The sequence below is a fragment of the Bacillus sp. AY2-1 genome (genome assembly GCF_008368965.1).
Lineage (GTDB): Bacteria > Bacillota > Bacilli > Bacillales > Bacillaceae_G > Bacillus_A > Bacillus_A thuringiensis_S.
Genome location: NZ_QPEL01000071.1, coordinates 44206 through 58394, shown reverse-complemented (window position 1 = coordinate 58394; position 14189 = coordinate 44206). Strand labels below are relative to the sequence as shown.

The following is a 14189-nucleotide window of genomic DNA, read 5'->3' as shown; positions in this document are numbered from 1 at the left end:
TCTAGTTTTGAAGGAATATGCCTTCATAGTTTGGTGATGATGGCAGAGAGGTCACACCCGTTCCCATACCGAACACGGAAGTTAAGCTCTCTAGCGCCGATGGTAGTTGGGACCTTGTCCCTGTGAGAGTAGGACGTCGCCAAGCAACTAAAACACGAGTCATTTGACTTGTGTTTTTTGTGTTTTATTTTATAATCCATAGTAATAAAAAATGTGTTATAAAGTATTCATATTTTGTTTAAATACAGAGGAATGTGGCTAGGATAGTGAATAAGCAAAAGAGTTGCAAATTTTATTAATACGTATATAATTAAAGTCAAAGATAGTCAAAGTCAATAAAGGTGGCGGATAAATGAGAAATATATCTGATATCATTGAGCAATATCTAAAGCAAGTTATTGACTTAAGTAATAATAATGTGATTGAAATCAAGAGAAATGAGATTGCGGATCGATTCGAGTGCGTACCATCTCAAATCAATTATGTAATCAATACCCGTTTTACGTTAGAAAGAGGATTTGTAGTAGAAAGTAAACGTGGTGGAGGAGGTTACATTCGCATTATAAAAGTCAAACTGCATGACGATATAGATATTATTGATCAAATGCTTCATATGATTGATCATAGCGTTGCGCAAGGGAATGCAGAAAGTATGATTATACGTTTAATAGAAGAGGGAATTATAACAAATCGTGAAGCGAAACTGATGTTAAGCGTAATAGATCGTTCTGTATTATCAATGGATGTTCCTTCTCGAGATGAACTTAGGGCTCGAATATTATGCGCAATGTTAAGAACACTGAAATATAAATAAATATAACTTTTGTAAAAGATTGATAACTAAGATAAAGCAGTTAAATATTGTAGAAGTTTTGAAAAAGAACATGCACTTTTATTTAAACGGATTCAGGAAAGCGAACAATCTAGTAATGTATGAAAAGTACCATGAGATAGAGCGTTCCTGTTGTAAAGGTGGGGATAGTGATGACTTGTCAAAACTGTAATATAAGACCAGCAACTTTACATTATACAAAAGTAATTAACGAGAAGAAGGCGGAAGTTCATCTTTGTGAGCAATGTGCAGAGCAAAGTGGCTATACGTCTTTCTTTCCATCATCGCAGTCTAACTTTTCATTTCATGATTTATTTGCTGGTTTATTACACGGTGAATCAACAATGTTTGAAGAAGGAAAAAATGGATTTTCAAATGCAGATATAGTAAGATGTCCAGATTGTAAGATGACATATGAACAATTTACAAAAGTCGGACGTTTTGGCTGTTATTCTTGTTACGATACATTTAAGGAGCATTTAAAGCCATTATTAAAACGCCTTCACGGTGGGCATACAGAACATTGTGGGAAAATTCCGGAACGTATAGAAGGAAATATCCACTTAAAGAAAGAATTAGATGAACTAAAACTTATTCTGAAACAATACGTACAGAAAGAGGAATTTGAGAAAGCTGCAGAAGTAAGAGATAAGATCCGAGGTCTTGAAATACAGCTTAGTGAGCATAGAGAGGGGGAATAGTTCTATGTCACTGGACAAAATTATGAACGAAGCAATTAGTCCATGGATGAAGGGGGATGGCCCTGATTCTGATATTGTTTTAAGTAGTCGAATTCGTTTGGCTCGTAACTTTAAACAATATCAATTTTCCACTATGCAAAACGAAGAAGAAGCTAAACAGATTCATGAATTATTCAAAAAGAAATTCATAAATAAAGCAGTAGGGTCTTTTGGGGAGTTTGGACTATTAAAGATGAATGAATTAACCCCTCTTCAAAGGAGAGTTTTAGTCGAAAAGCATTTAATTAGTCCAAATCTTGCAGGGACAGAATATGGAGCATGTCTACTATCAGAAAGTGAACATATTAGTGTTATGCTTAATGAAGAAGACCATATTCGGATTCAGTGCCTATTTTCAGGATTACAGTTATCAGAGGCACTTCAAAGTGCCAATCAAATAGATAATTGGATTGAGAAAGAAGTTGAATACGCTTTTGATGAATCACTTGGATATATTACGAGTTGTCCTACTAATGTTGGCACAGGGTTAAGAGCTTCTGTGATGATACATTTACCGGGACTGGTTTTAACAAAAAGAATTAGCCGTATTATACAAGTAATTCAAAAATTAGGGTTAGTAGTAAGAGGAATATACGGTGAAGGTAGCGAAGCGTTAGGTAATATATTTCAAGTTTCAAATCAAATGACGCTAGGAAAGTCTGAAGAAGATATTATTGCAGATTTAAAGAGTGTCATTCAACAAATTATACAGCAAGAAAAAATGGCTAGAGAATTAATTGTACAAAATTCAAGTATTGAACTTGAAGATAAGGTTTATCGTTCTTACGGCATACTAGCAAACAGTCGTTTAATTCAATCTGCAGAAGCAGCCAATTGCTTATCAGATGTACGACTTGGTATTGATCTAGGATATATAAAAGGTATATCGAGAAATATTTTGACTGAGCTAATGGTTCTTACGCAACCAGGTATTTTACAACAATACGCAGGTGGACCTTTAGGGCCAGAAGAAAGAGATTATCGAAGAGCAACCTTAATCCGTGAGCGATTACGTATTGAAAAAAACTAAGCGCAAGTAGGAGGCGATTTCTATGATGTTTGGAAGATTTACAGAAAGAGCACAGAAAGTGTTAGCTTTATCTCAAGAGGAAGCAATTCGTATTGGGCATAATAATATTGGAACAGAACATATTTTACTTGGGCTTGTACGCGAAGGTGAAGGAATTGCAGCAAAAGCATTAATTGCTCTTGGATTAAGTCCAGAGAAAGTTCAAAAAGAAGTAGAAGCGTTAATTGGGCGAGGAACAGAAGCTTCTCAAACTGTACATTATACACCTCGTGCTAAAAAGGTTATTGAATTATCTATGGATGAAGCGCGTAAGCTAGGCCATTCTTACGTTGGAACAGAACACATTTTACTCGGTTTAATCCGTGAAGGTGAAGGTGTAGCCGCACGTGTTTTAAATAATTTAGGTGTAAGTCTAAATAAAGCAAGACAACAAGTGTTACAACTTCTTGGAAGTAATGAAGCTAGTTCAGGTCATCAAGGTGGTTCAGCAACAAATGCAAATACACCGACACTGGACAGTTTAGCAAGGGACTTAACAGTTGTTGCACGTGAAAATCGCTTAGACCCTGTTATTGGACGCGGTAAAGAAATTCAACGTGTAATTGAGGTATTAAGCCGTAGAACGAAAAATAACCCAGTATTAATTGGTGAGCCTGGTGTAGGTAAAACGGCAATTGCAGAAGGATTAGCACAGCAAATTGTAAATAATGAAGTTCCTGAAACTTTAAGAGATAAGCGTGTTATGACACTAGATATGGGTACAGTGGTAGCTGGAACAAAATATCGCGGTGAATTTGAAGATCGTTTAAAGAAAGTGATGGATGAAATTCGCCAAGCAGGCAATATTATTCTATTTATTGATGAGCTTCATACATTAATTGGTGCAGGTGGAGCAGAAGGTGCAATCGATGCATCGAATATTTTAAAACCATCTTTAGCACGAGGAGAGCTACAATGTATTGGGGCAACAACTTTAGATGAGTATCGTAAATATATTGAAAAAGACGCGGCTTTAGAAAGACGTTTTCAACCAATTCATGTTGATGAGCCAAGTTTAGAAGAATCGATTCAAATCTTGAAAGGTTTACGTGATCGTTATGAGGCGCATCACCGTGTATCTATTACAGATGACGCTATTGATGCAGCTGTAAAACTTTCAGATCGTTATATTACAGATCGCTTTTTACCGGATAAAGCAATTGATTTAATTGATGAAGCTGCTTCAAAAGTTCGCTTACGTTCTTATACAACACCACCAAACTTAAAAGAGCTTGAAGTGAAGCTTGAGGAGATTCGAAAAGAAAAAGATGCAGCTGTACAAAGTCAAGAATTTGAAAAGGCTGCATCCTTACGTGATATGGAGCAACGCTTACGTGAGAAGTTAGAAGATACAAAAGGTCAATGGAAAGAGCAACAAGGAAAAGAAAATTCAGAGGTTACGGTAGAAGATATTGCAAATGTCGTTTCTACATGGACGCGTATCCCAGTTTCTAAACTTGCACAAACAGAGACTGATAAATTATTAAATTTAGAATCCATTCTTCATGATCGTTTGATTGGTCAAGATGAAGCAGTAGTAGCAGTAGCAAAAGCTGTTCGTCGTGCAAGAGCAGGATTAAAAGATCCGAAGCGCCCGATTGGTTCATTTATTTTCTTAGGACCAACAGGTGTAGGTAAAACAGAACTTGCAAGAGCACTAGCAGAATCTATGTTCGGTGATGAAGATGCAATGATTCGCATCGATATGTCAGAGTATATGGAGAAGCATTCTACTTCCCGTTTAGTTGGTTCTCCTCCAGGATATGTTGGATATGAAGAAGGTGGACAATTAACAGAGAAAGTTCGTCGCAAGCCATATTCAGTTGTATTATTAGATGAGGTAGAGAAAGCTCATCCGGATGTATTTAATATTCTACTACAAGTATTAGAAGATGGTCGTTTAACAGATTCTAAAGGACGTACAGTTGATTTCCGTAATACAATTGTTATTATGACGTCTAACGTTGGTGCCGAGGCGTTAAAACGTAACAAACATCTTGGATTTAATGTCCAAGATGAAAGCCGTGATTATTCGGATATGAAAGGTAAAGTAATGGATGAGTTGAAAAAGGCATTTCGTCCAGAATTCTTAAACCGTATTGATGAAATTATCGTATTCCATATGCTTGAGAAAAAACATATTCAAGAGATTGTAACTCTTATGGTAAATCAGTTAGTAAATCGCTTAAAAGAACAAGAAATCGAATTGCACTTAACGGAAGGGGCAATTTCAGCTATTGCAGATAAAGGATTTGATCGTGAGTATGGCGCTCGTCCACTTCGCAGAGCAATTCAGAAACATGTAGAAGATAGACTATCAGAAGAACTTTTAAAAGGTGCTATTGAGAAAGGACAAAAAGTTATCTTTGATGTAGAAGGAGAATCATTTGTCATTCATAGTGCGGAAAAGGTAAAATAAGTATAGACAAACAAAGAGGGCTACGCGATAGCCCTCTTTCTTGTACGAGAAGGATAAACGTTTATAGACGAAAGTGAAGTGAACTATAAAAAGGTATGGCTAAAAAGAAAACGAAATTTATATGTCAAGAATGTGGTTATCAGTCACCAAAATATATGGGTAAATGTCCTGGATGTGGTCAATGGAATACACTTGTTGAAGAAATGGAGCCAGTTGTATCATCTAGGCGCCTTAATTACGCGAATGCAATTCAAACGGAAGTAACAAAACCAAGACGTCTTACCGAAGTAGAAACAAAGTCTGAGGCACGTATTGAAACGGAATTTCAAGAGTTTAATCGTGTGCTTGGTGGTGGAATTGTAGATGGGTCCTTAGTGCTTATTGGTGGAGACCCTGGGATTGGAAAATCAACATTACTATTACAGATTTCATCACAATTAGCAGATTCTTCATATGATGTATTATACATATCGGGTGAGGAGTCGGCAAAGCAGATTAAACTTCGTGCAGATCGTTTGCATGTAAAGGGTAGCAATCTATTTGTTGTAGCAGAGACAGACCTGCAGCGTATTGCAGCACATATTGAAGAGATGAATCCAGCTTTTGTTGTTATTGATTCTATTCAAACGATACATTTACCTGAAGTGACGTCAGCACCAGGAAGTGTGGCACAAGTACGTGAATGTACAGCGGAATTAATGAAACTTGCAAAAACAAAAGGAATCCCTATTTTCATTGTCGGGCATGTGACAAAAGAAGGAGCAATTGCAGGACCTCGTATGTTAGAACATATGGTCGATGCAGTTCTTTACTTTGAAGGAGATCGACACCATACGTATCGTATTTTACGGGCTGTGAAGAACCGTTTTGGTTCCACGAATGAAATGGGTATCTTTGAAATGAAAGAGCTTGGTCTTGCGGAAGTTTTAAATCCTTCTGAAATCTTCCTTGAGGAAAGGCCGGTTGGTGTTGCAGGATCAACAGTAGTTGCTTCAATGGAAGGAACAAGACCGGTTTTAGTAGAAATACAAGCATTAATCTCCCCTACTAGTTTTGGAAATCCTCGAAGAATGGCGACGGGAATTGATCATAACCGTGTTTCGCTTATTATGGCAGTATTAGAAAAAAGAACAGGTTTACTATTGCAAAATCAAGATGCATATTTAAAAGTAGCTGGTGGTTTGAAATTAGACGAACCGGCAATTGATTTAGCAGTGGCTTTAAGTATAGCCTCAAGTTTTAGGGATAAATCTACGGCACCAACTGATGCAGTAATAGGAGAAGTAGGATTAACTGGAGAAATAAGAAGAGTATCAAGAATCGAACAACGTGTACAAGAAGCGGCTAAATTAGGATTTCAACGTGTTATTATTCCTAGAAAAAACTTAGGAGGATGGACAATTCCGGATGGGATTGAGGTTGTAGGTGTTTCTAATTTAGGAGAAGCGCTTCGTTTGACATTAGGAGGCTAGGCTATGGAAGAAAATAAGCAACGTGTCAAAAGTATGATTAATATTTTACAGCTCGTGGCCCCAGGAACACCACTGCGTGAAGGGATAGATAATGTACTTCGCGCACAAACAGGGGGGCTAATTGTTCTTGGATATAATGAGCAGATTAAAAGTATTGTGGATGGTGGTTTTCACATTAATTGTGCATTCTCTCCTGCTAGTTTATATGAATTAGCAAAAATGGACGGGGCACTTATTTTAAATGAAACGGGAAGTAAAATTTTAATAGCGAATGCACAGTTAGTTCCAGAGGCATCTATTGATTCTATTGAAACCGGTATGCGTCACCGAACAGCAGAACGTGTAGCGAAGCAGACGGGCAGCCTTGTTGTGGCCATTTCACAAAGACGTAACGTAATTACGCTATATCAAGGGAACTTACGTTATACACTAAAAGATATAGGGGTTATTTTAACAAAGGCAAACCAAGCTATTCAAACGTTAGAAAAATATAAGGCTGTATGGAATGATGGTATTACGAATTTGGGCATTCTAGAATTTGAAGAGGTCGTTACAATGTCTGAGGTAGTTCACGTTTTACATAGTGTTGAAATGGTACTGCGTATTAAAAATGAAATATTGAGCTATATTCATGAGCTAGGAACAGAAGGTAGGTTAATTCGTTTACAGCTTACAGAATTACTAGCTGATTTAGAAGCAGAGGCAGCATTGTTAATTAAAGATTACCATCAGGAGAAAACACAAGACCATCATCAAATTTTGAAAAAGTTACAGGACCTTGCAAATACACAACTTTTAGAGGATAGTGATTTAGTTAAATTACTTGGCTATCCAGGGCAAACCAGTTTAGAAGAAAGTGTGACGCCAAGGGGATATCGAATTACAAGCAAAATCTCTCGTGTTCCGCCACTTATCATTGAAAATTTAATTAATCGATTCAAAACGTTGCAAGGAGTTTGTCGCGCGACTATTCATGAATTGGATGATGTGGAAGGAATTGGGGAAGTAAGGGCGAAGAAAATACGAGAAGGCCTAAAAAGAATTCAAGAGCATCTCTATATGAGTAGACACAATTAAGAATATTACATTGATTCCATAATATAACGACACTAGAACATTTTTGGTATATGATATGATATATTGGTAAATAAAACTATTTATAAAAAAAAACACGTCCGCTTTTGCATTCGGCGTTTTGATTAGCGAAACAATGGTTAATAATGAGTAGGAGGTGGTTGGATGTTAAAACGGATCGTACAGCTCTTCTTTCTAGTAATCGGGGGAGCGTTAGGGATTTACTTAATCCCAAAAGTTATTAATGTATTAGACATCGGTGCTGTTCCTTTATTGGAAGGATCTTATGTTCGTGCGATTATTGGTGCAATTATTTTATTTTTAACAACATTTTGGCTTGTAGATTATATTGTTCAACTTATTAAGCATATTGAAGAGGCTCTTGTAAAGGCGCCTGTAGCAGATGTTTTATTTGGTACATTAGGATTGATCTCTGGTCTTATTGTTGCATATTTAATTTTAATACCGATTCGTGAATTTACAATTCCGGTTATTAGTACGGTGTTGCAAGTGTTCTTCACTCTTTTACTTGGATATTTAGGATTCCAAGTAGGATTTAAAAAGAGGAATGAATTGCTAGGATTATTTACATTACCCCAACGCGGAGGTAAGAAGAAAAATAATAGCGAGAACGAAGAGGTAGAAGCAGAAAAATCTACGACTCATTGGAAAATTCTCGATACGAGTGTAATTATCGATGGACGTATTGCTGATATTTGCCAAACGAAGTTTTTGGAAGGAACAATTGTGATTCCACAATTCGTATTAGAAGAGCTTCAGCATATTGCCGATTCTTCCGATGCTTTAAAGCGTAATCGTGGTCGCAGAGGACTAGACATTTTAAATCGTATTCAAAAAGAGATGCCGATTCCGGTAGAAATTTATGAAGGCGATTTCGAGGATATCCAAGAGGTGGATAGCAAACTTGTAAAGTTAGCAAAAATCACCGGTGGAACTGTAGTAACGAATGATTTCAACTTAAATAAAGTTTCTGAATTACAAGGAGTAACGGTGTTAAACATTAATGATTTAGCTAATGCAATTAAACCAGTTGTACTCCCTGGCGAAGAATTAAATGTTTATGTTGTGAAAGATGGTAAAGAGCAAAACCAAGGTGTTGCGTACTTAGATGATGGTACGATGATTGTAGTAGAAGATGGTAGAGAGTATGTAGGTTCGCAACTTAATGTACTGGTTACTAGCGTATTACAAACATCGGCTGGTCGTATGATTTTCGCAAAACGTAAATTATTAGAAAAAGCATTATAGGTAGAGGATTATTAATATGTATACATTAATTATTCCGGCAGCCGGCCAAGGAAAGCGGATGGGTGCTGGCAAAAATAAGTTGTTCTTACTTATAAACGAAGTACCGATTATCGTTCATACATTACGTGCTTTTGAAAGAGATAAAGAGTGCAAAAGTATTGTTATGGCAATTAACGAAGAGGAACGCCCGTATTTTGAGGAATTAATGCAGAAGTATCCGATTGAAAAACAGGTACAATTTATTCAGGGTGGAGCCGAAAGACAAGATAGTGTATATAACGCGATTCAGCATGCGAGTGATGTTGAATACGTTCTTGTACATGACGGAGCGCGCCCATTCGTAACGAATAAAGTGATTCAAGACGTATTAACAGCAGCAGAAAAATATGGAGCTTCCATTTGTGCAGTGCCAGTAAAGGATACAGTTAAGAAAGTAGAGCAAGGTGTTGTTGTCGAAACGGTAGAACGATCTCAGCTTAAGGCTGTACAAACACCGCAAGGGTTCTCTGTTTCTCTTTTGTTAGAAGCTCATAGAAGTGCAAAACAGAGTTGTTTTCTTGGTACAGATGATGCAAGTCTCGTGGAACGTATTGGTAAGCAAGTAGGTGTAGTAGAGGGGAGTTACTATAATATTAAAGTGACGACTCCAGAGGATTTGCTAATTGCTGAAAGTTTCCTTCATGTTCAGAAAAAATAGCCGTGATGGTGTATAACAAAGGAAAGCTCGGCAATGGCCGGGCTTTTCTTTGTAGGGATATCAATATAATATAGAGTCATAAAGCTCAGTGGTTTAGCTCAAGGAGGATGTAAAGAATGTTTCGAATTGGACAAGGTTTTGATGTGCATGAATTTGCGGAAGGTAGACCGTTAATTATTGGCGGAATTACAATTCCACACGAGAAAGGATTAATCGGTCATTCAGATGCAGATGTATTGTTACATACGATTGCTGATGCATGTTTAGGTGCCATTGCAGCAGGAGATATTGGAAAGCATTTTCCTGATACAGACCCAGCTTTTAAAGATGCAGATTCAGCTGTATTGTTACAAAAAGTTTGGGAATTTGTGCGTGAACAAGGTTATGAGTTAGGGAACTTAGATTGTACAATTATTGCTCAAAAGCCAAAAATGGCACCGCATATTGAAAGTATGCGTAAACGTATTAGTGAACTGTTAGAAACGTCTATAGATAACATTAATGTAAAGGCAACAACAACAGAGAAATTAGGATTTACAGGTAGAGAAGAAGGAATTGCTTCTCAAGCAGTGGTATTATTACAGAAAAAATAATGGTTTTTAATTCGTAAGATGGATAATCACATTTTTTTGTTGTACAATTATAGAATGTGTAGACATTAAGAATGGAAGGTGTACCAATTATGGAAAAGCAAGTGAGAGTGCGCTATGCGCCAAGTCCAACAGGACACTTACATATCGGAAATGCGCGTACGGCATTATTTAATTATTTATTTGCTCGTCATTTAGATGGCAAGTTTATTATTCGTATTGAAGATACTGATGTAAAACGTAACGTGGCTGGTGGAGAAGAAAGCCAATTAAAATACTTGAAATGGCTCGGTATGGACTGGGATGAAGGTGTTGATGTTGGTGGTGAATTTGGACCATATCGTCAAACAGAGCGTTTAGATATTTATAAAAAATTATATCTAGATTTATTAGAGCGTGGTTTAGCTTACAAATGTTATATGACAGAAGAAGAGCTAGAAGCAGAGCGTGAAGGACAAATTTCTCGTGGTGAAACACCTCGTTATGCAGGTAACCACCGTGATTTAACTGAAGAACAAATGAAAGAATTTGAAGCTGAGGGACGTATTCCAAGTATTCGTTTCCGTGTACCAGCTGATCGTGATTACACATTTAAAGATATCGTAAAAGATGAAGTAGCATTCCATTCAAATGATTTCGGTGATTTCGTTATCGTGAAAAAAGATGGAATTCCAACTTATAACTTTGCGGTAGCAGTAGATGATCACTTAATGGAAATTACACATGTACTTCGTGGTGATGACCATATTTCAAATACGCCAAAACAAATGATGATTTATGAAGCTTTCGGTTGGGATATCCCGCAATTTGGCCATATGACTTTAATTGTAAATGAAAGCCGTAAAAAATTAAGTAAGCGTGATGAATCTATTATTCAATTTATTGAGCAATATAAAGAGCTTGGATATCTTCCAGAAGCAATCTTTAACTTTATTGCACTACTAGGTTGGTCGCCGGTAGGAGAAGAAGAAATCTTCTCTAAAGAAGAGTTTATCAAAATGTTCGATGCAGCTCGTTTATCAAAATCACCTGCATTATTTGATTCTCAAAAATTAAAATGGATGAACAACCAATATATGAAAAAGCAAGATTTAGATACGGTGGTAGAATTAAGCTTACCGCATCTAGTGAAAGCTGGACGTATAGGTGAAACTTTAAGTGAACAAGAGCAAGCTTGGATTCGTGATGTAATTGCGTTATATCATGAACAAATGAGTTTTGGAGCTGAAATTGTAGAGCTTTCTGAAATGTTCTTCAAAGATCATGTTGATCATGAAGAAGAAGGACAAGAAGTATTAAAAGGTGAACAAGTACCAGAAGTACTTCGTGCATTTGCTGGTCAAGTAGAAGCACTAGAGGCGATGGAACCAGCAGCAATTAAGGCGGCTATTAAAGCAGTTCAAAAGGAAACAGGTCATAAAGGTAAAAACTTATTTATGCCAATCCGTGTTGCAACTACTGGTCAAACACATGGCCCAGAGCTTCCTAATGCTATTGCACTTCTTGGAAAAGAAAAAGTTTTAAATCGTCTTCAAAAAGTAATTGGTTAACATTTTCTAGGTTTAGAAATATAATAAGTATACTTAAAACCTAATAAGGAAAAGCGACGAGAAGGAGAAGTAGAAAATCAGGCTTTTTACAGAGAGAACCACCTTTAGGCTGGAAGTGGTTTATAAGCGGGTTTTTGAAATGCCCCTTCGAGTCTTCTGCTGAACAGCAAAATGTTTTGTGAAACATCTTAAGGCGTTAAAGTAAGCAGAAGCGGTGTACACCGTTATCAGAGATGAGTTTGAGGCTTTTTTAGCCTAAACAGAGTGGAACCGCGCTTAAAAGGCGTCTCTGTCAATATGACAGAGGCGTCTTTTTTTATACCGTAAAACTGGGTATGAGTATAAATTTTATCTACGTGTATAAAGATTTAGGGAGATAAGTAGGGAGTTAGTTCACTCGAAAAAGCAGCCCATAAAGGGGAGGGAACATCGATGTTTAAGAGGCTTCGGGAAGATATTGAAGTCGTTTTTGAACAGGATCCAGCGGCAAGAGGTTATTTCGAAGTCATTTTAACTTACTCTGGATTACATGCAGTTTGGGCTCATCGAATTGCACATGCTTTTTATAAAAGGGATTTTTTCTTTCTTGCACGTTTTGTTTCACAAGTTAGTCGTTTTTTTACTGGCATTGAGATTCATCCAGGAGCAACTATTGGTCGACGCTTTTTCATAGACCATGGAATGGGAGTTGTAATTGGAGAAACTTGTGAAATTGGTGATAATGTAACAATTTATCAAGGGGTTACATTAGGTGGTACAGGAAAAGAAAAAGGCAAGAGGCATCCAACAATTCAGGATAATGTATTAATTGCGACGGGTGCTAAAGTCCTTGGTTCTATTACTGTGGGAGAGAATTCTAAAATCGGGGCAGGGTCTGTCGTATTAAAAGAAGTTCCTGCACATTCTACAGTTGTAGGTATACCTGGCCGAGTCGTTATTCAAAATGGAGTAAAGATTGGTCAAGAATTAAATCACTCTGACCTTCCGGATCCAATTTTTGATAAATTAAAGGCTATGGAAGTAGAACTTGATAAATTGAAGAAACAACTGGAAGTAAAGGTAGAAAGGAAGGATAAAAATGACTATTCACATTTATAATACGTTAACACGTCAAAAAGAAGAGTTTGTTCCATTAGAAGAAAATAAGGTAAAGATGTATGTATGCGGACCTACAGTCTATAACTACATTCATATTGGCAATGCAAGACCTCCTATGGTATTCGATACAGTACGTCGCTATCTAGAATATAAAGGGTACGATGTGCAATACGTATCGAACTTTACGGACGTAGATGATAAATTAATTAAAGCGGCAAATGAATTAGGTGAAGATGTACCGACAATTGCTGATCGTTTTGTTGAAGCGTACTTTGAAGATGTAACAGCGCTAGGTTGCAAACACGCAACAGTCCATCCTCGTGTAACAGAAAATATGGATATCATTATTGAATTTATTCAAGAACTTGTGAATAAAGGGTATGCATACGAATCAGAGGGAGATGTGTACTTTAAAACGAAGGAATTCGAAGGTTACGGTAAATTATCACATCAACCAATCGCAGATTTACGTCACGGTGCTCGTATTGAGGTGGGGGAAAAGAAACAAGACCCTCTTGATTTTGCTTTATGGAAAGCTGCGAAAGAAGGAGAAATCTTCTGGGAAAGCCCTTGGGGGCAAGGGCGTCCAGGGTGGCATATTGAATGCTCAGCAATGGCACGTAAGTACTTAGGGGATACAATTGACATTCATGCTGGTGGTCAAGACTTGGCGTTCCCGCATCATGAAAATGAAATTGCGCAGTCGGAAGCATTGACTGGAAAAACGTTTGCACGTTACTGGATGCATAATGGATATATTAATATTAACAATGAGAAGATGTCTAAATCGCTTGGTAACTTTATTTTAGTTCACGATATTATTAAGCAATACGACCCACAGTTAATTAGATTCTTTATGTTATCAGTACACTATCGTCATCCGATTAACTTTAGTGAAGAGTTATTACAAAGTACGAATAATGGGCTGGAAAGAATTAAAACAGCTTATGGAAACTTAAAGCATCGTATGGAAAGCAGTACGGATTTAACAGACCATAATGAGAAATGGTTAGTTGAAATAGAGAAATTCCAGACTGCATTTGAAGAGGCAATGAATGATGACTTTAACACTGCGAATGCAATTACCGAATTATACAATGTAGCCAATCATGCAAATCAATATTTACTTGAAGAGCATACATCTAAAGTTGTGATCGAAGCATACGTAAAACAATTGGAAACGTTATTTGATATTTTAGGATTAGAATTAACGCAAGAAGAATTGCTGGATGAAGAAATTGAAGAACTTATCCAAAAGCGCATTGAGGCTCGTAAAAATCGCGATTTCGCATTGTCTGATCAAATTCGTGACGATTTAAAAGGACGTAATATTATTTTAGAAGATACCGCTCAAGGTACAAGATGGAAAAGAGGATAAG

12 protein-coding genes, 1 rRNA gene and 1 other annotated feature are annotated in these 14189 nt (G+C 37.0%); all 13 genes read left to right on the top strand.

Annotation, left to right across the window (positions count from 1 at the left end):
• Positions 1-29 precede the first annotated feature (29 nt).
• Positions 30-145: ribosomal RNA gene (gene rrf, locus DN403_RS18085) — 5S ribosomal RNA — on the top strand.
• Positions 146-352: 207 nt separating this feature from the next.
• The gene (gene ctsR / locus DN403_RS18080; RefSeq protein WP_001244560.1) at positions 353-814 is read left to right on the top strand and encodes a transcriptional regulator CtsR; all 462 of its coding nucleotides are present in this window, start codon (positions 353-355) and stop codon (positions 812-814) included.
• 170 nt (positions 815-984) lie between these two features.
• Positions 985-1533, top strand: coding sequence for a protein-arginine kinase activator protein McsA (mcsA, locus tag DN403_RS18075; protein ID WP_000128376.1), 549 nt, complete (start codon positions 985-987; stop codon positions 1531-1533).
• A gap of 4 nt (positions 1534-1537) precedes the next feature.
• Positions 1538-2602, top strand: a complete 1065-nt coding sequence (gene mcsB, locus DN403_RS18070; protein WP_000050837.1) for a protein-arginine kinase McsB — start codon at positions 1538-1540, stop codon at positions 2600-2602.
• A gap of 22 nt (positions 2603-2624) precedes the next feature.
• A complete protein-coding gene (clpC, locus tag DN403_RS18065; RefSeq protein WP_149185651.1) occupies positions 2625-5060 on the top strand; it encodes an ATP-dependent protease ATP-binding subunit ClpC in 2436 nt (811 codons plus the stop codon).
• A gap of 95 nt (positions 5061-5155) precedes the next feature.
• A complete protein-coding gene (radA, locus tag DN403_RS18060; RefSeq protein ID WP_001085199.1) occupies positions 5156-6532 on the top strand; it encodes a DNA repair protein RadA in 1377 nt (458 codons plus the stop codon).
• A gap of 3 nt (positions 6533-6535) precedes the next feature.
• Positions 6536-7609: a DNA integrity scanning diadenylate cyclase DisA gene (gene disA, locus DN403_RS18055; RefSeq protein ID WP_000392164.1), complete on the top strand. Its 1074-nt coding sequence runs from the start codon at positions 6536-6538 to the stop codon at positions 7607-7609.
• Positions 7610-7771: 162 nt separating this feature from the next.
• Complete coding sequence (locus DN403_RS18050; protein ID WP_000919681.1) at positions 7772-8875, top strand: PIN/TRAM domain-containing protein; 1104 nt, start codon at positions 7772-7774, stop codon at positions 8873-8875.
• Between the two features lie 16 nt (positions 8876-8891).
• Positions 8892-9572, top strand: a complete 681-nt coding sequence (ispD, locus tag DN403_RS18045; RefSeq protein ID WP_000288312.1) for a 2-C-methyl-D-erythritol 4-phosphate cytidylyltransferase — start codon at positions 8892-8894, stop codon at positions 9570-9572.
• 116 nt (positions 9573-9688) lie between these two features.
• Complete coding sequence (gene ispF, locus DN403_RS18040; RefSeq protein WP_000488386.1) at positions 9689-10165, top strand: 2-C-methyl-D-erythritol 2,4-cyclodiphosphate synthase; 477 nt, start codon at positions 9689-9691, stop codon at positions 10163-10165.
• Positions 10166-10254: 89 nt separating this feature from the next.
• Positions 10255-11712 carry a glutamate--tRNA ligase gene (gene gltX / locus DN403_RS18035; protein ID WP_000415148.1) on the top strand — a complete coding sequence of 486 codons (1458 nt, stop codon included), beginning with the start codon at positions 10255-10257 and terminating at the stop codon, positions 11710-11712.
• A gap of 47 nt (positions 11713-11759) precedes the next feature.
• Positions 11760-12006, top strand: a binding site (T-box leader).
• A gap of 138 nt (positions 12007-12144) precedes the next feature.
• A complete protein-coding gene (gene cysE, locus DN403_RS18030; protein ID WP_000476495.1) occupies positions 12145-12810 on the top strand; it encodes a serine O-acetyltransferase in 666 nt (221 codons plus the stop codon).
• The gene (cysS, locus tag DN403_RS18025; protein WP_000152279.1) at positions 12791-14188 is read left to right on the top strand and encodes a cysteine--tRNA ligase; all 1398 of its coding nucleotides are present in this window, start codon (positions 12791-12793) and stop codon (positions 14186-14188) included. The genes cysE and cysS overlap by 20 nt, the downstream gene beginning before the upstream one ends.
• The last annotated feature ends 1 nt before the right edge of the window (position 14189 follow it).

Excerpts from the sequence above, each read along its gene's own strand:
- ctsR (WP_001244560.1), top strand. The coding sequence starts at position 353 with ATGAGAAATATATCTGATATCATTGAGCAATATCTAAAGCAAGTTATT.
- mcsA (WP_000128376.1), top strand. The coding sequence starts at position 985 with ATGACTTGTCAAAACTGTAATATAAGACCAGCAACTTTACATTATACA.
- mcsB (WP_000050837.1), top strand. The coding sequence starts at position 1,538 with ATGTCACTGGACAAAATTATGAACGAAGCAATTAGTCCATGGATGAAG.
- clpC (WP_149185651.1), top strand. The coding sequence starts at position 2,625 with ATGATGTTTGGAAGATTTACAGAAAGAGCACAGAAAGTGTTAGCTTTA.
- radA (WP_001085199.1), top strand. The coding sequence starts at position 5,156 with ATGGCTAAAAAGAAAACGAAATTTATATGTCAAGAATGTGGTTATCAG.
- disA (WP_000392164.1), top strand. The coding sequence starts at position 6,536 with ATGGAAGAAAATAAGCAACGTGTCAAAAGTATGATTAATATTTTACAG.
- DN403_RS18050 (WP_000919681.1), top strand. The coding sequence starts at position 7,772 with ATGTTAAAACGGATCGTACAGCTCTTCTTTCTAGTAATCGGGGGAGCG.
- ispD (WP_000288312.1), top strand. The coding sequence starts at position 8,892 with ATGTATACATTAATTATTCCGGCAGCCGGCCAAGGAAAGCGGATGGGT.
- ispF (WP_000488386.1), top strand. The coding sequence starts at position 9,689 with ATGTTTCGAATTGGACAAGGTTTTGATGTGCATGAATTTGCGGAAGGT.
- gltX (WP_000415148.1), top strand. The coding sequence starts at position 10,255 with ATGGAAAAGCAAGTGAGAGTGCGCTATGCGCCAAGTCCAACAGGACAC.
- cysE (WP_000476495.1), top strand. The coding sequence starts at position 12,145 with ATGTTTAAGAGGCTTCGGGAAGATATTGAAGTCGTTTTTGAACAGGAT.
- cysS (WP_000152279.1), top strand. The coding sequence starts at position 12,791 with ATGACTATTCACATTTATAATACGTTAACACGTCAAAAAGAAGAGTTT.